Consider the following 24,448-nt stretch of genomic DNA (forward strand, 5'->3'; position numbering starts at 1 on the left):
GGCTTGGCTATTGAATTTTCTTAATTTTACGGCGCTATTTGCGACCAATGAACAAAATTCTCTGCATTCGTTTTTCTTCTTTAGGGGATATTATCCTGACAACACCCATCATCAGGGCGTTGAAACAGCGCTATCCACAAGCTGAAATTCATGTGGTAACTAAGCAGCAATATGCCAATTTGTGGGAAGGGAATCCTTATGTTCATCAGGTGCATTCTTACCAAGGGAACCTTTGGAAATTAGCCTCAAAGCTTAGAAAAGAGGGTTTTGATGCTGTGGTCGACTTGCACAAAAATGTGCGTTCACATCTGTTATGCTTATTATTAGGCAAAATCCCGTATCAAATAGATAAGTTCACCAAGGAACGTAAACTCCTAGTGAAAAAGAAAATTAACTTATTGCCTAAAAAGCATTTGGTGGATCGATATTTCGACTCATTAAAAAAATTGGATATCCATTCCGATGGACAAGGATTAGATTATTTTATTCCAGCAGGCCAATCTGTTAATCCCATTGATTTTGGTATTCAAGGTAAATACATCATATATGCCATTGGAGCGCAGTATGTGACCAAAGTCTTATCATACCCTAAAATGATTGAGTTGTGCGAGCGAATTGAAGGACAATTGGTACTGATTGGAGATAATTGGGATGAACATTATGGTTATCGTTTGAAAACATTATTTCCAGATAAGGTCATAAATTTATGCAATCAGACTTCCGTGGCTGCTTCAGCATCTTTAATGCAACAAGCGGAATTTGTCATAGCGCATGATTCAAGCATGATGCATATTGCTGCCGCTTTGAAGAAAAAAATACTTGTTTTATGGGGTGCAACCCATTCAGATTTTGGTTTTTATCCCTATCAAACTGAATTTACATCCGTTGTTAATACCCAAATTAATTGTCGACCTTGTTCTACGCAAGGTGGTAATTATTGTCCACTTGGTCATTTTGATTGTTTAAACAAGGTTTCATTAGATCCCATTATTAGCGCTTCTCAAACAATATGAAAAACGTATCCTTTGCATTAATTCAATTGTCTGTCTCAGAAAATTTAACTGAAAACTGGACTAAAACCATACAATCCATCCGTGATGCAGCTGCTAAAGGGGCACAAGTGATTTGCTTACAAGAATTATTTAAATCAATCTATTTCTGTTACGAGGAAAATCCGCGTTTTTTTGAATTAGCAGAATCAATTCCAGGGCCAAGTACCGACGAATTGGGAGAATTGGCTAAGGAGCTTAATGTAGTGATTGTCGCCTCCTTATTTGAGAAAAGAGCAGCTGGATTGTACCATAATACCACGGCAGTGATTGATGCGGATGGTTCCTATTTAGGTAAGTATCGTAAAATGCACATTCCAGATGATCCGGGCTATTATGAAAAGTATTATTTCACTCCAGGAGATTTAGGTTATCAGGTTTATCAGACCAAATTTGCCAAAATTGGCGTGTTAATTTGTTGGGATCAATGGTACCCAGAAGCGGCACGTTTGACGGCCTTGAAAGGAGCTGAGGTGTTGGTTTACCCAACAGCCATTGGTTGGGATTTGGAAGAAAAAAATGGTGATATTAATCGGGAGCAATATCAAGCTTGGCAAACGATTCAACGGAGTCATGCTATTGCCAATGGAATTCCAGTGGTTTCAGTTAACAGAGTAGGTATTGAAAATGGTCAACAATTTTGGGGAGGAAGCTTTGTTTCCAATGCATTTGGACGTGTTATGTACCAAGCCCCTCATGATCAAGAAGAGATCGCTGTCCTATCTGTGGATGTAGAATCAAGTGAATACTACCGTAAAACTTGGCCTTTCTTCCGCGATCGAAGGATAGACTCTTATGGGAATGTGGTGAAGCGGTTTATTGATTAATGAAGAATGTAGAGTGAAGAATGTAGAAACGACTTTTAAAGTTCATAATATTTTTCGGTGCTCATCTTAAAGAATCAATGGGAAGGTCTTTTAATTTGGATTTATAATCAAAATGCAGATTACCAATAAAGAAGCAGTACAAAATGGATTTTGAGAATAATTTATAAAGAGAGTCAAACTTGAAAAGTTAAATTTTGTTACAAAATCAGATGAGATAATTGGATTTTAGGGAGTATTTTGAAAGCTTAATATTTAAACCACAAATTCTACATTCTACATTCTTCATTCTTCATTCTACATTCTTCATTTTTTATTTTTATTCCAACAGGTCTCCTAGAAACATCAAATACGGCGCTAGGGCCTCAGAATCCATGTCTTTGAAGCGGTGGTAATGCCCACCTAGGAGGTTGTGAAGTGTAGGTTTTAGACGTTTCCAGCGGGCTTCAGGAAGATGAGCTCTTCTTTCTAAATAATCGATTTTAGTGTCTAAAGCTTCCAATGAAAGATTTGCATTGGTGGCTAGCATGGCTTCTCTCACTTGACAAAGAAACGACCAGGCTTTTTGGTAAGGAGCTAATTTCTCAGCATGTGATCGGCTCATGCGATCAACCATGGTAGGAGGCTTGCCTTCTGTACCTTTAACTCCCACTTGCTGTTCTGAATGCAAACGGTAGTGTACATAGGTAGCAGGAATAAAATCAATTTTGTTTTCGGCAGCAGCCATAATTCCTAACCAAGCATCGTGCAAAAAGGAAGAAGGAAGAGAGCTAGGGAAGGGACTCACTCGCTCAAAATACGACTTTCTTATTCCCATAGTACAACCGGTAACACGATTGCCATCCAATAAGATTTCGAGGGATTTACCGTTTTTCCATTCTTGCTGCTGTTTTTGTCTAAAGCGGAAAGATTGCCATAGCTGCTTGCCTGAAGTCTGGCCAAATTCATCCACCAGCAGCGCATCTGTAAAAATGGCATCAATTTCTGGATGTAAATTAAAATAAGTAAATACCCTTTCTAGCTTTTGTGGTACCCAAAAGTCATCTTGGTCGGCAGGGAAAATAATATCACCCTGACAAAGAGACATGGCCTTTTCGAAATTACGATAGGTGCCTAATCGTTCAGGGTTTTTATAAATTTTAAGGGGTAATCTCTCTGAAAATTGCTCTAATATGGCTAAAGTTTGATCTGTGGACCCCTCATCGCAAACAATGATTTCATCGGCTTGCAAGGTTTGATCAACAAAGCTACTAAGTTGTGTTCTTAAAAATTTTTCCCCGTTACGGGTACATAATGCGATGGAAATATTCACAATTTAATCTTTAATGGGCCTCCAACCAATTTGCACCAACACCAATACCCGTTTCAATGACAACCCCTAAATCGAGGGCAGAACACATGATTTTATCAATCTTTTCACGAAGGTAGCCAATTTCATCCACATGAGCATCAAATACAAGTTCGTCATGTACCGTCAAGATCATTTTCGACTTGAGATTTTCTTTCCATAAGAAATCTTGAATCTGAATCATGGCCACTTTGATCATGTCAGCAGCAGATCCTTGAATGGGTGCATTGATGGCATTTCGCTCTGCAAAACCCCTCTCATTCATATTGGGTGATAGAATGTCTTTTAAATAGCGTCTTCTTCCTAATACGGTTTCTACGTAGCCATAATCTCTTGCTTTGGCTATACTTTGATCCATATATGATTTCACTTTCGGGAATTCAATGAAGTATTGATCGATGATTTCTTTAGCCTCTGTTCTGGAAATTCCAATTTGTGCAGCTAAGCCAAAGGCTGATACCCCATAAATAATTCCAAAGTTGACCGTTTTGGCTTTTCGTCTCATATCTGAGCTGACCTCTTCTAAAGGAACTTGAAAAACTTTTGCTGCCGTGGCTTTGTGAACATCTAAGCCTTTGTTAAAGGCCTCGCACATGGATTCATCTTGTGAAAAGGCTGCCATGATGCGCAATTCTATTTGAGAGTAATCCGCTGAAAGTATTTGGTAGTCTTCGTTTCTTGGAATAAAGGCCTTTCTAATTTCTCTTCCACGAACTGTTCGGATTGGAATATTTTGTAAGTTAGGATCCTTGGAAGATAAACGACCTGTAGCTGTTACGGCCTGCATGAAAGAGGTATGAATACGACCTGTCTTCGGAGAAATCAATTGAGGTAGGGCATCCACATAAGTAGATTTGAGCTTTTGTAATTCCCTAAAATCCAAGATCAACGATGCGATTTTGTGTTCACCCTCTAATTTGGAAAGGATTTCTTCCCCAGTCATATATTGACCTGTCTTGGTCTTTTTAGCTTTAGGGTCTAAGCGAAGTTTTTCAAACAATACTTCACCTAATTGTTTGGGAGAAGCTATATTAAATGATTCGCCTGCTAATTCAAAAATCTGTTTTTGAACCTCATGTGAGTCTTTTTCCAAGGTATTTGACATATCCTTTAAGAAAGGAATATCCAATAAAACTCCTTCTCTTTCTACGGTAGATAAAACCCTGGCCAAAGGCATTTCAACTTCTTTGAAAAGTTGAATAGTTTTATCATTACTCGCCATTAACTGGTCCAAATGAGGTTTTATTTGCCAAGTGATGTCAGCATCTTCCGCCGCATATTCTTTTACCAAATCTAAATCCACATCCCGCATATTGCCTTGTTTGGCACCTTTTTTGCCAATTAATTTCTCAATGGACATAGGCTCATAATGCAAATAACTCATGGACATTGCGTCCATATTATGGCGTTTTTCAGGCTCAATCAGGTAGTGAGCCAACATGGTATCGTAGGTTTCTCCTTTGATTTCTATCCCATAATTGGCCAATACACTCATATCATATTTGATATTTTGAGCAATTTTCTGAATTTGTTCATTGGCAAAAAGCTCCTTGAACAAATCTAATTGCTGTTGGCATTCTGCTGAATTTTCAGGAAAAGGAATGTAGAAAGCTTCGCCTTTTCGATAAGCAAATGACATTCCTACCAATTCTGCATCAATGGCATTGATGTTAGTAGTTTCTGTATCAAAACAAAAAGATGTCTGTCTGGCCAAATATGAAATCAATCCCTTGATGGCGGCTTCACCTTGAACTAAGTGGTATTGGTGAGGGGTATTTTCAAGTGTGTTGAAAGATTGATAGCTAGAAGCTTCTTCCTCTTCCATATTTTCTTCTTTAGAAATTGAAGAGATAGGTGCAGCTGGGGCAGGACTACCAAACATGTCCATTTGATTGGCCACTACTTTAGGGCTAGCCTTAGCTTTAGGCGCTATTGGTTCAGCAGCAGCTTCTTCCCCTAAAATTCTTTTTCTCAAGGTACGGAATTCCAACTCGTCCAAGAGAGGTTCTAAAAGAGCCTTGTTTGGGGGAGTATACAGCAACTTTTCTTCCTCGTATTCTAATGGAACTTCACATAAAATTCGAGCTAAATGCTTGGATAATATGCCCTGTTCTTTAAAATTTACTAGGTTTTCCTGAAGCTTTCCTTTGAGTTGATCTGTATTTTCTAAAAGATTTTCTAATGATCCAAACTGTTCAATCAGCTTTTGAGCAGTCTTTTCGCCAACTCCCGGAATACCAGGAATATTGTCGACAGCATCACCCATCAAGCCTAACATATCAATCACTTGGTCTACATGTTGGATATTCCATCGCGCACATACTTCTTCTGGACCTAATATTTCAACACCCTTACCCATAAAGGCAGGCTTGTACATTTTAATTCTTTCTTCCACCAATTGCCCATAATCCTTATCTGGAGTCATCATATAAACAACGATCTCGGGATTCGCTTTTACGGCTTTTTTAGCGATGGTTCCAATGATATCATCGGCTTCATAACCATCTAGGATAAGTAATGGAATATCCATGGCTTCCACTAGACGTTTCACGTAGGGAATAGCTATGGTAATATCTTCTGGCTGAACTTGTCGCTGTGCCTTATAAGGTGTGTATTCGATGTGCCTAAAAGTAGGAGCAGAGGTGTCAAAGGCTACACCTAAATAGTCAGGTTTTTCCTTTTGAATGACTTCCAAAATGGTATTGGTAAAACCGAAGACGGCACTGGTATTAATTCCTTTTGATGAGATTCTGGGTGTTTTTGCAAATGCAAAATGGGCACGATAAATCAAGGCCATTGCATCAAAAAGGAATAATTTTTTCATATATTTAAACTTTATTGGATGGGCTTTTGGAGCCTAAACAAAGATAAGGAATAAATACTCGAATTATGAATTTAGCGGCCCTAAGAGAAAATTATCAGAAAGGAGAATTATTAGAAAGCAAGGTACATCCTGATCCATTGGAGCAATTTAAAATTTGGTTTAAAGAAGCACAAAATGCAGAGATTGCTGAGCCTAATGCCATGTTTTTAAGTACATTGGGTAAAGATATGCGTCCTTCTGGTCGAATTGTTTTATTAAAATACGTAGACCGTGGATTTTCCTTTTTCACTAATTATTTTTCGAGAAAAGGGCATGATATAGCACATCACAATAAGGCGTCCATTACTTTTTTCTGGGGTGAATTGGAGCGACAAGTACGCATTGAAGGGCATGTGGAAAAAGTAGATGACAATTTGTCTATGGAATACTTTCAATCTCGACCAAGAGCATCACAAATTGGGGCTTGGGTTTCCGAACAAAGTGCTAAAATTCCTCATCGGGAATTTTTAGAAGCGCGTTTCAAGGAATTGGAAAAACAATATGAAGGTCAGGATATCCCTAAACCTGCGCATTGGGGAGGCTATGAATTAATTCCTGATTATATCGAATTTTGGCAGGGTAGGCCATCAAGACTTCACGACCGTGTCGTGTATGAATTGATCAATGGGAATTGGGAGAGATACAGAATAGCACCTTAAGGGAATTGTAAATGATGAATGATGAATTGTAAATGGGTTTGTGTGAATGCCTGAATGACGTTGACCGTTTTGTGTCACTTATACTTGATTCATATTCAATTATTTTAGGTATTTAGCTTATAGCTTGATTTAAATTTAGTAGTTTTTTTTCAAATGCAATAGGAGACATTTTATTTAACTCAATATGCGGCTTTTCTAGATTATAAAGTGATACTGCGCGGTCAACTTCCTTGACTAGCATTTCGAAGTTATTGATTTTACGATGCCTTAAATAATTGTTTTTAATAATACCATTGATGCGTTCTGCTTTCCCATTTTCCCAGGGATATTTGCACATGCTATTCTTGATCCCATATTTTTGAGTCACGCTTAAAAATTCTCTGGCATAATATTGACCTCCTCCATCGGAATGAAGTATTAAATCATCAAATCGCCTCTGTTTTCTAAGCTTGATGGCCATTTGTAAGGCTGGAATGGTCGTGTGAGTAGTCAATAGTCTTTTAGAGGTGTGATGACCCACTATATGACGTGTATAGGCATCTATGATAAAAGTAAGGTAATAATAGATTCCATTGACTTGATAATAACTAATGTCGCTCTGCCAATATTGGTCTATTCGACTCGGTTTTTGATGTATCAATAAATTCTCAAACCGAACTACTCCTTGACTATCTGTCGTCTTGATAAAGGAGTGTATTCTAGGCCTAGTTAAATGTTGTTGCTTACAAAATACCTCAAATAAATCCCTTCCCATCATCTGCTGATGATCGGGTTTTATCATATAGTACAAGTAGCGAATAGCCATAGTGGGGTGTTTTACTCGAATTTCATCGACGACCTTTAATAAATGATGTTGAACTTTTTCCTGCTTGATTTGTCGATTTAACTGTTGATGTACAGCTTGCTTACTCATTCCAAGACTTCGATACAATTCATTTAAGCTGAAGTGATGTTTTTCTCGGGTGAGCCAGTAGTATCGCAGGGTTTGGAATCGAATTTTTTTTTAATATCAACCCCATATGCCTGTTCGGCTAGATCAATCATTTTATCCTTAAAGTCAAGCAAGATTTGCTTCTGACCTACGATACGCTCTAGTTCAGCCACTTTTTTCTTGAGTAATAACAACTCTTGTGTATCACTCTGTGTCTCTACTATAACTCGGGTCTTATTGGTTTTCATTGTACCGAATTTAGAAATCCATTTGTACACATTGGTCCCAGATACTTCATATTGCTTACAAATTTCTGAAACTCGAGTTCGACCTTGTTCTATTTCTCGAACTTTCTCCATTTTAAAACTGTCACTAAAATGACGAAGACGTCTTTGTGACACACTTTGAAGATACAACTTTTTGTTGGCCATAATTAATAGATTTTAAGTTTAAAATTTTACTTTTAAACGGTCAACCTATTTCAGGCATTGACATTGATTACAATTCTATTTTGAATGTTTAATCCCAACGAAAGATTGGAATGAAGCTTGAGCGAAGCGGAAATTGTAAATGGTGAATTATAAATTATAAATGGATTCGGTTACAATTCTATTTTGAACGTTTAATCCCAACGAAAGATTGGAACGAAGTTTGAGCGAAGCGGAAATTGTAAATGGTGAATTGTAAATTATAAATGGATTCGGTTACAATTCTATTTTGAACGTTTAATCCCAACAAAAGATTGGAACGAAGCTTGAGCGAAGCAGAAATTGTAAATTATAAATGGTAAGTTGAATTCAAAATTCATTCATCATTCATCATTCACCATTTATAATTCATCATTTATAATATTGCATCAAATCCTCTTAATCCCATCGTTCTCTGGCTTTGGTATCCTTCACCATATTTAACACCAATTTTGTGACCCATTTCCATGGAACGGGCACGAATGAATTCAAGGAAGTCAGGAGAAGAAATATAGGAATCTGGTTCTGTGGAATTTGGATCAAAGAACTGACTTTTAAAGGCCCGAATGGATTGCTCTTTTACATCCCAATGGGCACTAATATCAATCACAAAATCGGGGGTTAAATAACGATCTTGAATGTAATGAAATACATGTTTTGGTCGCCAAGCAGTTTGAGCATTACCTTGCTCATCTTGAGTTTCTATTTTTCGTAAACCTGATAAAAAACAGGCATCTATTGCCAATTGAGCTCCTTTTCCATGATCTGGATGGCGGTCTTCCAAAGCATTTGCCAATACAATGTCAGGTTGGTATTTACGAATAACTTGTATCAATTTCAGTTGGCTTTCTTCATCATTTCGGAAGAAACCATCTCTGATTCCAAGGTTTTCTCGAGCATGAATTCCTAATATGGCAGTAGATGCTGCAGACTCCGCTATTCTTATTTCGGGCGTACCTCTTGTTCCTAGTTCACCACGGGTAAAGTCAACAATTCCAACTTTTTTACCTTGTTGAATTTGAGATGCTATCGTACCCGAACAAGCTAGCTCTGCATCATCTGGATGCGCGGCCATGACTAAAATATCAAGTTTCATCATTAGTGAATGCGTAAACGTCTTCCAGCTCGAATGGTTGAGCTTAGTTTTAATCCATTTAATCTAGCCAATTTGGTCACCGACATCCCTGCTCTTTGAGCAATGGAATATAAGGAATCTCCAGGACGAACACGTGTCCAAGCAGTACGTCTCGAACGGATTTTTTCACCCGCACTTCCGTATTCGTTACGAAGAGAAAGGGAGCGTCGATCAAAGGTTCTTGCGGTAATTAATAAATGATCAGAAAGCGGCTCTCCTGTGCTCAAATTATACACATTATTGGGATTGAAGGGATTACCTTCATACCTAGTTTCAAAATGCAAATGAGAACCAGTGCTTCTTCCCGTATTTCCTCCTAAACCAATTTCATCTCCTGCTTTCACGAAAGTGCCAGGTTCAAAATTTCGTTTGGAAAGGTGACCATACAGTGTTTCTAGTCCATTATAATGCCTGACAACTACATAGTTTCCATAACCAGAATAATCAAAGCCTGAAATTCGAACGATACCGTCAAAGGCCGACATAACGGGATAGCCTGTCTCTAAATCGAGATCAACCCCAGCATGCAAGCGTCCCCAACGAGGGCCGAATGGGCTAGTTTGCTTAACCACATTCAAGGGAGGAGACCAATTTCTGCCACTACCCACATTGTATAACTCGATGTCGACAGGTTCATCAAAATCCTTGATGTCAATGTCATATGGATCGATACTCTTGGTATCCCAAATGGCAAAATAAGAGGCTACGGTTACAAAATCTTCGCTACCTACTGGTGCATTTTCTTCTTCAATTTCAACGACTAAAGCTTCTCCTTCATCAATGGAAGTAGTATCGAAATTACTGATGGTTGGGTTTAAGATTTTGATAGGTTCGTATTTACGTTCCTGCATCTCAGAACCTGCCACCATTCCGGAAGTTTCAGTTTCATTTCGAAATTGTAGAGGAGGGAGATCATCGATTTCCTCTTTCTTTTCTTTGGTATTGGGGCTTGATTTGGTCTCTATCTTGGTGCTTTTTTTGAACAAATTACGTTCTTGCGCCTTTGCAGTAAAGGCAAAAAAAGTAACAGATAGTAAGAAAATCAGGTTTTTTACTGACATAAATGAATATTAATGTAAATGATTGGAAGCCAACCATCTTTCCGCGTCTAAAGCAGCCATACAACCACTACCTGCCGCTGTTACGGCCTGACGATAAATAGAATCTTGCACATCACCGCACGCAAATACGCCTGGGATATTAGTCCGAGCACTGCCTTTTTCTGTAATCAAATATTCTTGCGCATCCATGTCCAATTGACCCTTAAAAATGGATGTATTCGGTTGATGACCAATAGCTACGAAAAAGCCAGTTAAAGCAATTTCTTCGGTGGCATTTGTCTCCCTATTTTTGATTCGGATACCCGTTACTCCATTCGCATCCCCAAGAATTTCTTCCGTTTCAGAGTTCCAGTGAATATGTATTTTTGGATTGTTTTTAACACGTTCTTGCATGATTAAAGAAGCACGCATTTCGTTTCTACGAACAATCATGTGAACTTCTGTACACAAATTGGCTAAATAGCTAGCTTCCTCTGCTGCTGTATCACCTGCGCCAACCACAGCCACGACTTGATTTCGGTAAAAGAATCCATCACAAACGGCACAGGCAGAAACTCCTAAGCCATTGAATGTTGTTTCTCCTTCTAGTCCTAACCATTTGGCAGAAGCTCCAGTAGCGATAATAACTGCATCGGCTTCTAGTTCAGTTTGATCATCAATCCATACTTTTTTAGGCTGACTTGTAAAATCAACTTTAGTAGCTAATCCAAAACGCACATCGGTACCAAATCGTTTGGCTTGATTTTCTAAATCCTGCATCATTGTAGGACCATCTACACCTTTCGGGTAGCCTGGAAAATTGTCAACTTCCGTGGTAGTCGTTAATTGACCACCTGGTTGTCCACCTTGATACATGATCGGTTGTAAACCTGCTCTAGATGCGTAAATTGCTGCGGTATAACCTGCCGGCCCTGAGCCGATAATCAAACATTTTATTTTTTCTGCCATAAAATTAATAACACCTTGAAGATCTCAAAAGGTTCATGAAGGTGCAAAATTCGGTAAATAAGCGCAGAATCCCAAACGAGGATAATTTGCTATTAATCCTTACATTTGTTCATCATCTGCATACAAACGAATGAGTAAAAAGAAAATTACACAGAACCTTACTTTTTGGGTATTAATCTCCATTTTTCTTGGTGTTCTATTAGGACATTTTGCTCCAGATTGGGCCTTGTATTCCTTGATGGATAAGAAATTCACTTATTCATTTTTAGGTGCTGATATCAGCATGGGGCCTAGTGTCAGTGAATTATTGAGTGGTTTTTTTATCAGTTTAGTGAAATTGTTTATTCATCCCATTATTTTCCTAACCATTAGTTTAGGAATTGTGAATATGGGTAACCTTAAAAAGGTAGGTAGAGTAGGGGGAAAAGCCTTGTTGTATTTTGAAGTGATTACCACCATTGCTTTGATTATAGGTCTTTTAGTATCCACTATTTTGGTGCCAGGTGAAGGTGTTATTCGTTCGGATGTGGCTGGGGGAGATATCAGTAAATACACTGCCAAAGCTGCTTCGTTTTCTTGGTTATTGTTCTTAAAAGAAAACTTTACCGTTCAAGTCTTATTTTTCTCCATCTTTTTTGGGGTCTTTTTGAACTCAGTTCGTGGTAAGGCCCGGATGATTTCAGGTATGGAACAAGCTTCGCATTGGGTTTTCAAAGCGCTGCACTGGGTGATGTATTTGGCTCCATTAGGTGCTATGGGCGGAATGGCTTACACCATCGGTAAATTTGGCATATATTCCTTATTACCATTAGCCAAATTGATGGCTTCTGTTTATATCACAATGGGGCTCTTTATATTTGTTATTTTGGCCTTGGTCATGCGCTCTTGCGGAGAGAGAATCACTTCCTTTTTGAGTTATATCAAAGCAGAACTTTTGATTGTTTTAGGCACATCTTCCTCGGAGGCCGCCTTGCCATCTTTAATGCAAAAATTAGAAAAAATGGGATGCTCTAAGTCTGTTGTTGGCTTAGTTGTTCCCGCAGGATATTCCTTTAATTTAGACGGTACCAGTATTTACCTATCCATGGCCACTTTATTTTTGGCTCAAGTATATGGCATTCAACTTAACTGGGAACAATTACTAACCATCATTGGCGTTTTGATGGTTACTTCCAAAGGTGCAGCTGGCGTTACAGGAAGTGGATTTGTCGTATTAGCATCCACCTTAACGGCCTTGCAGGTTATACCTTTAGAAGGTTTAGCACTTTTACTAGGAGTAGACCGATTCATGTCTGAAGCCCGAGCAATCACTAATTTTATTGGTAATGGAGTAGCGACCATTTGGTTAGCCAAACATGAGGGTGAATTTCACGCTCCTGAATCCGAATAAATTTCATCAACATATCAAATTATGTCCATTTCATCTATTTTAAAACAAGATGCCTTAGCTTACCATTCCGAAGGTAAGCCAGGGAAGATTGAAGTAAAACCCACCAAATCAACCGCCACACAGCGAGACTTATCGCTGGCATATTCCCCAGGTGTGGCAGAACCCTGTTTAGAGATTGCTGCATTTCCTGAAAAAGTTTACCAATATACTGCCAAAGGCAATTTAGTAGGGGTAATCTCCAATGGAACAGCTGTATTGGGCTTAGGAAATATTGGTCCAGAAGCCAGTAAGCCGGTGATGGAAGGGAAGGGTGTGTTATTTAAGATTTTTGCTGATATCGATGTGTTTGACCTTGAGTTAAACTGCTTGGAGCCCAATGATTTTGTAGAGACGGTTGTTCGATTGGAACCTACTTTTGGAGGAATCAATTTAGAGGATATTAAGTCGCCCGAATGCTTTGAAATAGAAGAGAAACTGAAAAAGCGCTTGAAGATCCCTATCATGCACGATGACCAGCATGGTACTGCGATTATTTCTTCCGCAGCTTTAATTAATGCCTTGGAAATTGTAGGCAAAAAGATTGATCAAGCTCGTTTTGTGGTTTCTGGAGCAGGTGCTGCGGCAATTTCTTGTGTCAAATTATACTTGCAATTAGGAGCTAAGATTGAAAATTTTCTAATTTTTGATAAAGATGGTCTAGTTTCAAAAGCTAGAACGGATTTGAATCCATACGTTAGTCCATTAGCTTGTGAGGCCCAAGAAAAAAGGATATTAGCAGAAGCCATGAAAGGGGCTGATGTATTTTTAGGATTATCAGTTGGAAATATTCTTTCTCCAGACATGGTGGCTACCATGGCCAAAGACCCCATTGTCTTTGCTATGGCTAATCCAACTCCTGAAATAGGTTATTTAGAAGCCAAAGCCGTTCGAGATGATTTAATCATGGCAACGGGCCGGTCGGATTATCCTAACCAAGTCAACAATGTCTTGGGTTTTCCCTTTATTTTTAGAGGAGCCTTGGATGTAAGAGCCTCTGAGATTAACGATGAAATGAAGTTAGCTGCGGCCAAAGCCTTGGCATGTTTAGCAAAAAAACCTGTGCCTGATATTGTGAATCTGGCCTACAATGAAAAGAGTATTAGTTTTGGACCCGAATATATTATTCCAAAGCCGGTTGATCCGCGATTGATTACAACTGTTTCTATGGCAGTAGCCAAGGCAGCCATGGATTCAGGCGTGGCTACGGTTCAAATTAAAAATTGGGATGAATATGAACATCAATTGGCCAAACGCTTAGGTTTGGATAATCAGGTGATGAAATTCATATTGAAGCGCGCTAAGAGTAATCCTAAACGAATTGTATTTGCTGATGCTCAGAATTTAAAAGTATTAAAAGCAGTTAGAGAAGTATTAGATGAAGGAATTGCTAAGCCTATTTTGTTGGGGAATCAAGCGACCATTCAAGCGATTTGTGAGGAACACCACATTGATTTACAAGGCACTGAAATTCTTGATTTTAAACATCCAGATAGTGAGCCTTTACTGAAGGAATTTGCCGATTTGTTTTATGAAAAGCGTAAAAGACGTGGTTACACTCGTTGGGAAGCCGAAAAACAAGTAAGAAAGAGCAATTATTTTGCAGCTATGATGTTGGAAACTCATCGAGCAGATGGGGTGATTTCGGGATTAACTAAGAATTATCCAGAAGCTATTCGACCAGCCTTACAAATTATAGGTAAAAAACCGGGGGTGAAAAAAGTGGCGGGTATGTATTTACTTCTAAGCAAAAAAGGGCCGCTGTTTTTCTCCGATACGACGATCAATTTCCAACCTTCAGTAGAAGATATTGTAGAAATTACTCGTTTGACAGGAGAGGCTGTGGAACGTTTTAATTTACAACCTAGAATTGCCTTGTTGAGTTATTCTAATTTTGGTTCAGCAGATGGAGATGATGCCATTAAAATGCGCGAAGCAACTCATATTTTGCAGGAAAAATATCCTCAATGGTTGATCGAAGGTGAAATGCAAGCTCACTTAGCATTTGATAAGGAGTTGCGTCAACAAAACTACCCTTTTGCTAGCTTGGGTAATGAAACGGCCAATACGCTTATTTTCCCCAATTTATCTGCAGCTAATATTGCTTATAATTTATTGAAAGAGGCTGCCGAAATTGAATACATAGGCCCTATTCTACTAGGTTTACGTAAACCTGTCCACGTCTTGCAATTAGGAGCAAGTGTGCGTGAAATTGTCAATATGGTGGCTATCGCTGTGGTAGAAGCACAAACTACGGAATAGAATTCATCCATTGTTTTCTTAATTCCAGTTGGGCATCGCTCGGATTCTTTTGAGGTACAAAGGAGGTTGGAGCGCTGCCCATACTGGTTTGAAATGGAGCCTTTAATCGAACAGTTTCGTATATACCATTACCTTTGGGTCTGGCTATTTCAACTTCTAATATTTCTCCTAATTGAATGTCTTTCAATACTTTGGCGGCATTCATGCTGAAATTTTCCAAGCTAAAAGATAGTTGATTAACAAATACCAATTCATCTTTGGCTTGAAGACCTAGCATTCTTCCAAACTCATTAATTCCATCTTCTGAGTTGATCACCGCTCGGTGAGTTTCGGCATTCACGTTTAGTGATTGAAAATCAAAGCCTAAGGACTTGATGGGACTGGCACTAAATTCCTGTATTTCATAGCCAATACTATGAAGCCAATCGGCCACAGGAATCTCTTCTTTTCCTTCTACGTATTTTTGAAAAAAGCTTTTCAATTCAGGTTTTTGAGTGATTTTAACCAATTGGTCAAACAATTCATTGTCTTTGAAAGATTGGTGAGGTCCATAATATTGAGCCAAATCACGCATCATTTCTTGCGTCCCATATTTTCCTTGACTCAATTTTCGAAGGGTTAAATCTAATCCAAAGCCCAACCAGGCCCCTTTTTGGTAGACATTGCCATATTCGTCTTTATACTTATCAAGTACTTTCTCGCTCATGACCGTAAAAGGTAATTTTCGATCAAATTGGACATTCATTACTTCCCACTTGTTTTCAAAAGTGGACATGAATTTCTTGAGATCGGTGATTTGGTATTTTAGTTGAACATGATGAGCGGCATATTCAGTTAATCCTTCATATAGCCAAAGGTGTTTGGACATTTTAGGCTCTAAAAAATTGAAGTTGCCTATTTCCTCGGAATGGATATTCAAAGGGGTTACAATGTGGAAAAACTCATGGGCGCAAACTTCTCGGATAGTCTCGGCTAAAGTCTGAATATTTCCTTCAGGCAAATAGTAAAATGAAGATTGAGCGTGTTCTAATGCGCCATAACTGCCGTTTTTGATGTTGTCAGAAAGAACAATGATAAATGCATAATTGGAGACAGGTAATTGGCCACCTAAATATTTTTTTTGTGCTTCCAGCAATGGTTTAATCTGTTCTGCTACTTGAGCAGCAGAGCACATTTTGTTTGGAGAATAAACTGAAATTAGAATGTTGGCATTCGCCAAAGGAAAGCTCACGGTATCCGGGTTAGCGTACATCAAGGGAGCGTCTATCAACTCTTGATAATAAGCAGCTTCAAATTGGTCCGTACTTGAATGGCTTTTGTTTTGTATGGAACTTGCTCCATACATCGTTTTGGGCTTATCAATGGACAGTTGCACTTGGATCTTTTCATGGCCAATGAAATAACCCAACATGGCATGCGTATTTAAGGCAAATAAGCTATCCTGTTGGAAAGATGTACCAGCAGGCTCAAAGACATAATCACCTGATATTTCAGGACTATCCCAAGTATCATGGACAAAATACCGCAATTCAGCCATTTGTGAAGCATTCGATATTTGATAGGTATTGGGACCAGTTTTTTTAAACTTAAGGTTTTTCCCTTGTGCATCTAGTGCTTTAAAATCTTGAACAAATCGACCGAAGTCGTAATTGGCATAGGTACCCGGAACGATTTTAGGAAGGGCATAAACCACCTCCTTTTGTTTAAATTTGGGTGTTTTAACAATGACTTCTAAGCGATCATTCTCTAGTTTGGTTAAATCGAGCTTATACTGAACCTTACCTTGTCCTAATGCAAGAGTCGAGACAATCAGCAATAAGAATAGTTGGAATCTTTTCATAATTAATGCTTGTATTGCAGCGCTTCTTGAGCCTGGATTTTTTTAATAAAAATAGTAGGTAATGTAATGATGATAGCAACCAAAAGACTGGTGCCGATGTTGACCCAAATCCAAGTGGACATGGACCAAACAATGGGAACGGAATTCATATAATAACTTTCCGGATCTAAAGGTATCAGGTGATATGTTGATTGTACATAACAAAATACCATGGCTAATATATTGCCAATAGCCAAGCCACGAAGCAGAATAAAGAATCCATTCCACCAAAAAATGGTCCTAATTTGTCGGTGATTAGCACCCATAGCTTTCAATAAACCCACCATTGGAATGCGCTCCATGATTAAAACCCAAAGTGTAGCAATGAGATTGAAACAGGCAACTACTAAAAGCAATGAGATGAAAATGACAATATTTCTATCCAGCATCATCATCCAGTCGAACAGGGCAGGGTATAGTTCCGTGATAGTTTCCAATCGCCACTCAGGAGGCATGCTTGCTTCAATGACATCAGCACTTTGATATAAATCAGAAGTATTTTTTAGAAATACTTCATATGTACCAATGGAATCAGCTCCCCAGCCATTCATTTTTTGTACCCAACCAAGGTCGGCCAAAATGAACATTTTATCCAACTCTTCTAATCCTGTTTCATAAATTCCAGTGATTTTTACTTTTCTTGGTCGTTCCGGATTACTTAGAAAATAAAGAATTAAGCTGCTGTTTAGTTTAACTTTAAGTTGTTTAGCTAAGGTATTACTTAGAACAATGTCTTGAGGATGTTGAATTTGAGCTTGCCCTTGCCCTTGCAGCATGTTTTTCGACAATTGGTTTTTGGGGACATCATGGCCAATTCCTTTGATAACGACTCCTGCTAGACCAGCATCGCCAACTAAAATACCAGGTTTTTGTAAATGTGCTTGAATGTGGTCTACTGCCGAATTTTTAAGTATCGATTTTTCCCAAGCAAAATTTCGCAACATGGGACTATCTGATAGAGAATGATTTCCGCTAATTTGGTTGATGCGAATATCTCCTGCAAAACTGGTTAATTTATCTTGAATGGCACTTTTGAAGCCAAAAAGTATAGCAAAAGCAATGAGAATGATACTGACCCCCATAGCCACTGTTCCTATGCCAACATAAGTTACCGTTTTGGAAAAGGAGGTCTCATGGGTATTACGAATCCGACGTGCAACAAAAAGAGGAAAATTCATTCAGTCGATTTACGTTAATAATCTTAAAATTTATCAGATATTTGAAAAGTAAATTTTAAACCGCAAAGAAAATAGGAATGCATCGAATCTACAAGCTATTGATTTTATTGTTGTTCTTTACCCAGGGACTTATGTCGCATGAGTTAGTGGCTCAATCAACGAAAGCGATTCCAGGAGATCAACAAATTGCTGATTATTTACCTATGATTTTTGACAAGCGAGTAGGCTTAGTGGTCAATCATACATCGGTGTTAGGTAAAACTCATTTGGCAGATACCTTATTGTCTTTAAAAGTTCCAATTAAGAAAATTTTCGCTCCTGAGCATGGTTTTAGAGGTACTGCTGATGCTGGAGCGCACATTGATAATGGCAAAGATGAAAAGACGGGTTTGCCAATTATATCATTATATGGTTCTCATAAGAAACCAACCAAGGCTGATTTGGAAGGCATTGATGTGCTGATTTTTGATATCCAAGATGTAGGGACACGTTTTTATACCTACAGTTCTACCTTACATTATGTGATGGAAGCCTGCGCAGAAAATAGTGTAAAATTAATCATTTTGGATCGTCCTAATCCGAATGGACATTATGTTGATGGACCCGTTTTGGAAAAGGAATTTGCTTCATTTGTGGGTTTGAATCCCATTCCTGTGGTACATGGATGTAGCTTGGGGGAGTTGGCTAAAATGATTAATGGAGAAGCTTGGTTAGATCGAGGAATTCAATGTGATTTGACGGTAATTCCAGTTAAAAAATACAAGCATGCAGATAAAGTACATATCCGTGTAGCCCCTTCACCGAATTTACCCAATGATCAGGCCATAGGATTATATCCTTCATTATGTCTATTTGAGGGAACGAATGTGAGTATTGGCCGAGGGACAACCACTCAATTTCAAGTAGCAGGAACCAATGTGGAGGGTTTAGGCGATTATACATTTACTCCCAAGCCGCTGCCTGGAGCAATGGACCCTCCTTTGAAAGGAAAGCTTTGTTATGGTTTTGATTTAACGAAAACAGATACCCGCGCATTGGGATTTAGTTTGAAATATTTGTTTTACTTCTTTGAAAAAACGGGGAAGAAAGAATCATTTTTTACTAGTCCGGCTTTTTTTGATAAGTTAGCAGGAACCAACGAATTGAGAAAAATGATGTTGGAAGGTAAATCAGAGAAGGAGATTAGGGCAAGTTGGCAGGAGGGCTTGAAGGAGTATAAAAAGATTCGTGAGAAGTACCTGATTTATCGATAGAAATACCAAATAAAAACTCGACTTTTCGTTTAAAATTGCGACCTTTGCCGTTTATTTTTATTCAAAGCAGCTATGGCGGAAAAAATTATTATTCTTGACTTCGGTTCTCAGGTGACCCAATTGATTGCTCGAAGAGTACGTGAACTTCAAGTTTATTGTGAAATACATCCTTACAATCATATACCCACCATTGATTCATCTGTTAAGGGAATTATATTGTCAGGTAGCCCTTGCTCTGTTCGAGATGAAGATTCTCCGAGAGTTGATTTAAGCCTATTTGGTGAATTGCCCATCTTGGGGATTTGTTATGGAGCTCAACTGTTAGCGCATCAAGGAGGTGGTTCAGTACAGGCATCGCAACATAGAGAATATGGTCGAGCACATTTGACAGGAACTAAAGATTCCATTTTGTGGGATGAAATTTCCAATAGTAGTCAAGTTTGGATGTCGCACGGCGATACCATAATGGAATTACCATCTCAGTATGAAATTATTGGTTCTACTGAATCAGTAAAAGTTGCTGCCTTTGCTCATACTTCTAAGCCAATTTTTGGGATACAATTCCATCCAGAGGTAACTCACAGTACGGAAGGAAGTATCATATTAAGAAATTTTGTGGTGAAGGTTTGTGATTGTACGCAGGATTGGACATCTGATTCCTTTGTAGAAACTACTGTGGCTAATTTAAAAGAAAAATTAGGCCAAGATAAAGTAGTATTGGGATTATCAGGAGGGGTTGATAGTTCCGTAGCAGCGGTATTATTACACCGAGCTATTGGAAAGAATTTGTATTGCATATTTGTCGATAATGGATTGCTGCGCAAAGATGAATTTGAACAAGTGTTAGAATCCTATCATTCTTTAGGCTTAAATGTGAAGGGAGTAGATTCTAAACAGCGTTTTTATGATGCTTTAGCAGGTTTAAGTGATCCAGAATTGAAGAGAAAAGCGATTGGTAAAACCTTCATTGATGTTTTTGATCATGAAGCTCATGCCATTGAGGGAGTAGCTTGGTTAGGCCAAGGTACTATTTACCCTGATGTTATTGAATCAGTTTCGGTAAAAGGACCTTCTGCCACCATCAAATCACATCATAATGTAGGTGGATTGCCTGATTTTATGAAGTTGAAAGTGGTAGAACCGTTGAATACTTTGTTCAAGGATGAGGTTAGAAAAGTTGGTAAAACCTTAGGTATTCCTCAGGAAATCTTGGGTCGCCATCCTTTCCCTGGTCCTGGACTTGCGATTCGTATTTTAGGGGATATTACCCCAGAGAAAGTAGATATCCTTCAGAAGGTAGATGCCATTTTCATAAACGGATTGAAATCAGAAGGTCTTTATGATCAAGTTTGGCAGGCTGGAGCGATTCTCTTGCCGATTCATTCGGTAGGAGTGATGGGCGACGAAAGAACCTATGAGCAGGTTGTAGCCTTGAGAGCTGTTAGTAGTTTGGATGGAATGACAGCGGATTGGTGTCATTTGCCCTATGAATTCTTAGGTAAGATTTCCAATGAAATTATTAATAAGGTAAAGGGTGTCAATCGTGTGGTGTATGATATTTCTTCCAAACCACCAGCAACGATTGAATGGGAATAATCAAGAAATTGGACAACAAATAAATTTTCAAAACGTTTCCGCTCCGTAACGCTGTCAGCGTTCTAAACGCTGCCAGCGTTGGAAAAACGGAGCGAATTGAGCTTGTAAAAAGTAAGAAAAGGGGACTTAAGTCCCCTTTTCTGCGTAAATGGCGGCCAAATGAACAATAGTCTCCGTGGCTTTTTGCATGTCTTGTATGCTGACCCATTCCTGTTTACTATGAAATGCATGTTCTCCAGCAAATAGATTAGGACAAGGTAATCCCATGAAGGTCAATCGAGAACCATCAGTACCGCCTCTTATACTTTGCATTTCTGGCTGTAATCCAGCTCTTTTCATGGCTTCCATGGCATTTTCTAGGCAAGCAGGGTGGTTTATTAAAATTTCATTCATGTTACGATATTGCTCCGTTTGCTTAAACTGAACCTTAGAATGTGGGTAATTTATAAGGACTTGATGGGTGATATCTTTCAGTAGGTCCCCATATTCTTGGAGCTTTTCGGTCTTGAAATCCCGTAGGATAAAATCAATTGTTGCTGTTTCTACACTACCTGAAATTTCTACTGGATGGATAAATCCTTCCATTTTCTCCGTGCTTTCTGGACTTAGGTGATCTTTTGGAAGTAAATTAACTATTTCAGAAGCTATTTTGATAGCACTTTCCATGCGTCCTTTGGCAAATCCTGGATGCTGAGAAATTCCTTCAATTGAAATAGTAAAACCATCAGCTGAGAAGGTTTCATTTTCAAGATGTCCTCTTTTTTCACCGTCAATGGTATATCCATATTGCGCATTTACTTTTTCTAAATTGACATGGTCTGTTCCTCTTCCAACCTCCTCATCTGGTGTAAATAAGATGGATATTGGGCCATGAGGTACATCGGGATGCTGTACCCAAAATTGAACGGCATCCATGATTTCGGCCACTCCGGCTTTATTATCTGCCCCAAGTAGTGTTTTTCCACTAGCCGTGACGATATCATGACCCATTTGTTCAGCTAAATCGGGATGCTCACTTAATCGAATGATCACAGATGGGTCATCGGGTAATACCAAATCTTGTCCTTGATAATTTTGATGGATTATTGGTTTGACATCTTTACCTGAACAGTCGGGAGATGTATCCATGTGGGCACAAAAACATAGACCTGGGATGGATTGTTTGATGTTGGATGGGACTAAGGCATAAACATAGCCATATTCATCCATATGGGCAGAGTCAATTCCCAACTGTTTTAATTCCTGAACTAAAACTTTTCCCAAATCTTTTTGTTTCTCAGTGGTAGGGCTGCTGGAAGAGTTGGGGTCAGATTGAGTGTCAATTTGTACATAAGTAAGAAATCGCTGTGCGGAACTGTAGGTGTACTTTTGGAATATTTGGGAGATATTGGTCATATAAACCGATTATTTTTGAAATATAGAAAGAAAAAATTGTGTTAATTAAATTTATTTTTTTTGGATTCATAAAGGTAATTAACCTTTCAAAATTACGTATTATCTTAGAGGCTTGAATTTTGATTGAAGCAATTAGCTCTGTCAATTTTTAACATCATACCAAAGTTAAGCTTATAAAAAATTATGTCTCAACCGGCTACTATTAACCTCGAAGGGAAATCCTTTGAATTGCCTACTCTGGAGGGTACAGAGAACGAAAAGGCCATCGATATCGCAAAATTGCGTGATTTGACAGGTTACATTACGTTTGATCCAGGCTTCAAAAATACTGGAGTTACGAAAAGTTCAATTACTTATTTGGATGGTGAAGAGGGGATTTTGCGTTACCGAGGTTACAGCATTGAAGAATTAGCGGATAAAGCCTCATTTTTAGAGGTAGCTTATTTGCTTATTCACGAGGAATTGCCTACTCAAGCTCAATTGGATGCTTTTTCTGCTGATATTCAATCTTATACGCAGGTAAATCAAGATTTGCTTAAAATTTCGGAAGGTTTCCCAGTGAGCTCTCATCCGATGTGTACCATTGCTGCATTAGTAGGAGCAATGTCCGCATTTTATTCAACTGATGAAGCGGGTGATGATGAGAAAAGTGTGTTGAGATTATTAGCTCAGTTGCCTGTTATGGCGACTTGGTCCTATAAAAAATCCATTGGAGAAGGTATCATTCAGCCGGATACCACAGTAGATTATTGTTCTACCTTCTTGCAAATGATGTTTGCTAAACCAGGTGAAAAATATACAGCAGATGCCGTAGTGTCTAAGGCATTGAATAAATTATTGATCTTGCATGCTGATCACGAACAAAACTGTTCTACTTCTACCGTACGTTTGGTAGGATCATCTCATGCGAATTTATTTGCTTCTATTTCTGCAGGAATTAATGCACTTTGGGGACCACTTCATGGTGGTGCTAACCAAGAGGTAATTGAAATGTTGGAAGCTATTAAAGCAGATGGTGGTGATACAGATAAGTACATTGCCATGGCTAAAGATAAAAATTCAGGTTTCCGCCTGATGGGTTTTGGTCACCGTGTGTACAAAAACTTTGACCCACGTGCCAAAATTATTAAAAAGGCAGCTGATGATGTTTTAAAAGCTTTAGGCGTAAATGATCCTGTATTGGCCATTGCTGCTCGCTTAGAGGCTGCTGCTTTAAGTGATGAGTATTTCGTTGCTAGAAAGCTTTATCCAAATGTTGATTTCTATTCGGGAATTATTTACCGTGCTTTAGGTATTCCAACCAATATGTTTACTGTGATGTTTGCGATTGGTCGTCTTCCAGGTTGGATTGCACAGTGGAAAGAAATGCGTGTAAATAAGGAGCCAATCGGTCGTCCAAGACAAATTTATACTGGGGCAACAAGCCGTGCATTTGTTGAGATTGCTCAACGATAGGCCTATTTGTCTAACGATTTTTAACAAGCCAAGAGCCCTTCACATGAAGGGCTTTTTTGGTTTAATGAGGGATTAGGGCTAATTTGCAAGCTTAAATGGAATGCATGACATTACAATTCAAGCCATATTTTCTTTTTGTCCTCCTTTTCATGGGAGTGTCGGTAGAAGGAATCTTAGCTCAAAATCAACAAGGAAAAGCCTCTTATTACCATAAAAATTTAAGTGGTAAAAAGACATATAGCGGTGAACGTTATAATTCCTATTTATTCACGGCTGCCCACCGAAAATATCCCATGGGAACCTGGTTGGAAATCACCAATACTAAGTCGGGAATCAAATCTTATGTTCGGGTAAATGATCGTGGTCCACATCAAAGACGTTTATTGATTGATGTTTCTTTTAGTGCCGCCAAAGAATTAGGAATTGTAGGGGCTGGTATAGCTCCTGTTCAAATTCGTCTATTAGAAGACGCTGATTTACGGGATACGCTTTTAAGCTTCTTGCAAAAAAGGGATAGCCTCATTTTAAAAGAGCATCCTTATACGGTCTATGTCAAAAAGGCGAAGAAGAAGAAATCTAAGAAAAAGAAAAAAAAGAAGAGATAGGGATAAAGGTTTAGTTATTAGGGATTAGTTATTTGGGTTTAGGTTTTTTTTAGAGAAATCAAAGAATATTTCTAATAACTAATCACTAAACCCTAATAACTAATCACTAACCCC

General features: G+C 38.6%; 19 protein-coding genes. 9 read left to right on the forward strand and 10 right to left on the reverse strand.

What is annotated here, in order from left to right; translation table 11 throughout:
* Positions 1-47: 47 nt before the first annotated feature.
* Together HME7025_RS05535 and HME7025_RS05540 are read left to right on the forward strand one after the other, a co-directional pair.
* Complete coding sequence (locus HME7025_RS05535) at positions 48-1,013, forward strand: glycosyltransferase family 9 protein (protein ID WP_109322674.1); 966 nt, start codon at positions 48-50, stop codon at positions 1,011-1,013.
* Positions 1,010-1,876, forward strand: a complete 867-nt coding sequence (locus HME7025_RS05540) for a carbon-nitrogen hydrolase (RefSeq protein WP_109322675.1) — start codon at positions 1,010-1,012, stop codon at positions 1,874-1,876. The genes HME7025_RS05535 and HME7025_RS05540 overlap by 4 nt, the downstream gene beginning before the upstream one ends.
* Before the next feature lie 316 nt (positions 1,877-2,192).
* Here HME7025_RS05540 and HME7025_RS05545 read toward each other — a convergent pair whose 3' ends face one another.
* A complete protein-coding gene (locus tag HME7025_RS05545; RefSeq protein WP_161956212.1) occupies positions 2,193-3,185 on the reverse strand; it encodes a glycosyltransferase in 993 nt (330 codons plus the stop codon).
* Positions 3,186-3,195: 10 nt separating this feature from the next.
* Positions 3,196-6,045, reverse strand: a complete 2,850-nt coding sequence (gene polA / locus HME7025_RS05550) for a DNA polymerase I (protein ID WP_109322677.1) — start codon at positions 6,043-6,045, stop codon at positions 3,196-3,198.
* Positions 6,046-6,110: 65 nt separating this feature from the next.
* On the opposite strand from polA, the gene pdxH reads away from it, so the two are divergent.
* Positions 6,111-6,743: a pyridoxamine 5'-phosphate oxidase gene (gene pdxH / locus HME7025_RS05555; RefSeq protein ID WP_109322678.1), complete on the forward strand. Its 633-nt coding sequence runs from the start codon at positions 6,111-6,113 to the stop codon at positions 6,741-6,743.
* 112 nt (positions 6,744-6,855) lie between these two features.
* Here the strand turns inward: pdxH and HME7025_RS05560 are convergent, their stop codons facing one another.
* The 5 genes from HME7025_RS05560 to trxB all read right to left on the reverse strand — a co-directional run bounded on the left by HME7025_RS05560 (position 6,856) and on the right by trxB (position 11,285).
* Positions 6,856-7,656, reverse strand: a complete 801-nt coding sequence (locus HME7025_RS05560) for a DDE-type integrase/transposase/recombinase (protein ID WP_109322221.1) — start codon at positions 7,654-7,656, stop codon at positions 6,856-6,858.
* Positions 7,657-7,679: 23 nt separating this feature from the next.
* Entirely contained in the window at positions 7,680-8,105 is a 426-nt protein-coding gene (locus HME7025_RS05565; protein WP_109322220.1) for a transposase, read from the reverse strand.
* Between the two features lie 412 nt (positions 8,106-8,517).
* Positions 8,518-9,237: a bacillithiol biosynthesis deacetylase BshB1 gene (gene bshB1 / locus HME7025_RS05570; RefSeq protein WP_109325019.1), complete on the reverse strand. Its 720-nt coding sequence runs from the start codon at positions 9,235-9,237 to the stop codon at positions 8,518-8,520.
* 2 nt (positions 9,238-9,239) lie between these two features.
* The gene (locus HME7025_RS05575; RefSeq protein WP_109322679.1) at positions 9,240-10,337 is read right to left on the reverse strand and encodes a peptidoglycan DD-metalloendopeptidase family protein; all 1,098 of its coding nucleotides are present in this window, start codon (positions 10,335-10,337) and stop codon (positions 9,240-9,242) included.
* A 9-nt stretch (positions 10,338-10,346) separates the two neighbouring features.
* Entirely contained in the window at positions 10,347-11,285 is a 939-nt protein-coding gene (gene trxB / locus HME7025_RS05580) for a thioredoxin-disulfide reductase (RefSeq protein ID WP_109322680.1), read from the reverse strand.
* A 130-nt stretch (positions 11,286-11,415) separates the two neighbouring features.
* Here trxB and HME7025_RS05585 point away from each other — a divergent pair, with 130 nt between their 5' ends.
* A complete protein-coding gene (locus tag HME7025_RS05585; RefSeq protein ID WP_109322681.1) occupies positions 11,416-12,675 on the forward strand; it encodes a cation:dicarboxylate symporter family transporter in 1,260 nt (419 codons plus the stop codon).
* Positions 12,676-12,696: 21 nt separating this feature from the next.
* Complete coding sequence (locus HME7025_RS05590) at positions 12,697-14,973, forward strand: NADP-dependent malic enzyme (RefSeq protein ID WP_109322682.1); 2,277 nt, start codon at positions 12,697-12,699, stop codon at positions 14,971-14,973.
* Here the strand turns inward: HME7025_RS05590 and HME7025_RS05595 are convergent.
* Together HME7025_RS05595 and HME7025_RS05600 are read right to left on the reverse strand one after the other, a co-directional pair.
* Positions 14,963-16,813, reverse strand: a complete 1,851-nt coding sequence (locus tag HME7025_RS05595) for a M61 family metallopeptidase (protein WP_109322683.1) — start codon at positions 16,811-16,813, stop codon at positions 14,963-14,965. The two genes, HME7025_RS05590 and HME7025_RS05595, sit on opposite strands and share 11 nt — an antisense overlap.
* A 2-nt stretch (positions 16,814-16,815) precedes the next feature.
* Entirely contained in the window at positions 16,816-18,030 is a 1,215-nt protein-coding gene (locus tag HME7025_RS05600) for an ABC transporter permease (RefSeq protein WP_109322684.1), read from the reverse strand.
* 77 nt (positions 18,031-18,107) lie between these two features.
* Here HME7025_RS05600 and HME7025_RS05605 point away from each other — a divergent pair, with 77 nt between their 5' ends.
* Positions 18,108-19,283 (forward strand): exo-beta-N-acetylmuramidase NamZ family protein, encoded by a 1,176-nt coding sequence (locus HME7025_RS05605; RefSeq protein ID WP_109322685.1) that lies wholly within the window; start codon positions 18,108-18,110, stop codon positions 19,281-19,283.
* Between the two features lie 72 nt (positions 19,284-19,355).
* Positions 19,356-20,879, forward strand: a complete 1,524-nt coding sequence (gene guaA, locus HME7025_RS05610; RefSeq protein ID WP_109322686.1) for a glutamine-hydrolyzing GMP synthase — start codon at positions 19,356-19,358, stop codon at positions 20,877-20,879.
* A 126-nt stretch (positions 20,880-21,005) separates the two neighbouring features.
* Here guaA and pepT read toward each other — a convergent pair whose 3' ends face one another.
* A complete protein-coding gene (gene pepT / locus HME7025_RS05615) occupies positions 21,006-22,274 on the reverse strand; it encodes a peptidase T (RefSeq protein WP_109322687.1) in 1,269 nt (422 codons plus the stop codon).
* A gap of 183 nt (positions 22,275-22,457) precedes the next feature.
* On the opposite strand from pepT, the gene HME7025_RS05620 reads away from it, so the two are divergent.
* On the forward strand, positions 22,458-23,729 hold the full coding sequence (locus tag HME7025_RS05620; protein ID WP_109322688.1) for a citrate synthase: 1,272 nt from the start codon (positions 22,458-22,460) through the stop codon (positions 23,727-23,729).
* A 104-nt stretch (positions 23,730-23,833) separates the two neighbouring features.
* Positions 23,834-24,334, forward strand: a complete 501-nt coding sequence (locus tag HME7025_RS05625) for a septal ring lytic transglycosylase RlpA family protein (RefSeq protein ID WP_161956213.1) — start codon at positions 23,834-23,836, stop codon at positions 24,332-24,334.
* The last annotated feature ends 114 nt before the right edge of the window (positions 24,335-24,448 follow it).

The sequence above is a fragment of the Aquirufa nivalisilvae genome, from assembly GCF_003143535.1.
GTDB lineage: Bacteria > Bacteroidota > Bacteroidia > Cytophagales > Spirosomataceae > Aquirufa > Aquirufa nivalisilvae.

Coding starts and splice junctions, on each gene's coding strand:
- HME7025_RS05620 (WP_109322688.1), top strand. CDS start 22,458: ATGTCTCAACCGGCTACTATTAACCTCGAAGGGAAATCCTTTGAATTG.
- HME7025_RS05565 (WP_109322220.1), bottom strand. CDS start 8,105: ATGGCCAACAAAAAGTTGTATCTTCAAAGTGTGTCACAAAGACGTCTT.
- pepT (WP_109322687.1), bottom strand. CDS start 22,274: ATGACCAATATCTCCCAAATATTCCAAAAGTACACCTACAGTTCCGCA.
- HME7025_RS05575 (WP_109322679.1), bottom strand. CDS start 10,337: ATGTCAGTAAAAAACCTGATTTTCTTACTATCTGTTACTTTTTTTGCC.
- bshB1 (WP_109325019.1), bottom strand. CDS start 9,237: ATGAAACTTGATATTTTAGTCATGGCCGCGCATCCAGATGATGCAGAG.
- polA (WP_109322677.1), bottom strand. CDS start 6,045: ATGAAAAAATTATTCCTTTTTGATGCAATGGCCTTGATTTATCGTGCC.
- HME7025_RS05590 (WP_109322682.1), top strand. CDS start 12,697: ATGTCCATTTCATCTATTTTAAAACAAGATGCCTTAGCTTACCATTCC.
- HME7025_RS05625 (WP_161956213.1), top strand. CDS start 23,834: ATGACATTACAATTCAAGCCATATTTTCTTTTTGTCCTCCTTTTCATG.
- HME7025_RS05595 (WP_109322683.1), bottom strand. CDS start 16,813: ATGAAAAGATTCCAACTATTCTTATTGCTGATTGTCTCGACTCTTGCA.
- HME7025_RS05560 (WP_109322221.1), bottom strand. CDS start 7,656: ATGAGTAAGCAAGCTGTACATCAACAGTTAAATCGACAAATCAAGCAG.
- HME7025_RS05585 (WP_109322681.1), top strand. CDS start 11,416: ATGAGTAAAAAGAAAATTACACAGAACCTTACTTTTTGGGTATTAATC.
- HME7025_RS05605 (WP_109322685.1), top strand. CDS start 18,108: ATGCATCGAATCTACAAGCTATTGATTTTATTGTTGTTCTTTACCCAG.
- guaA (WP_109322686.1), top strand. CDS start 19,356: ATGGCGGAAAAAATTATTATTCTTGACTTCGGTTCTCAGGTGACCCAA.
- pdxH (WP_109322678.1), top strand. CDS start 6,111: ATGAATTTAGCGGCCCTAAGAGAAAATTATCAGAAAGGAGAATTATTA.
- HME7025_RS05600 (WP_109322684.1), bottom strand. CDS start 18,030: ATGAATTTTCCTCTTTTTGTTGCACGTCGGATTCGTAATACCCATGAG.
- HME7025_RS05535 (WP_109322674.1), top strand. CDS start 48: ATGAACAAAATTCTCTGCATTCGTTTTTCTTCTTTAGGGGATATTATC.
- trxB (WP_109322680.1), bottom strand. CDS start 11,285: ATGGCAGAAAAAATAAAATGTTTGATTATCGGCTCAGGGCCGGCAGGT.
- HME7025_RS05540 (WP_109322675.1), top strand. CDS start 1,010: ATGAAAAACGTATCCTTTGCATTAATTCAATTGTCTGTCTCAGAAAAT.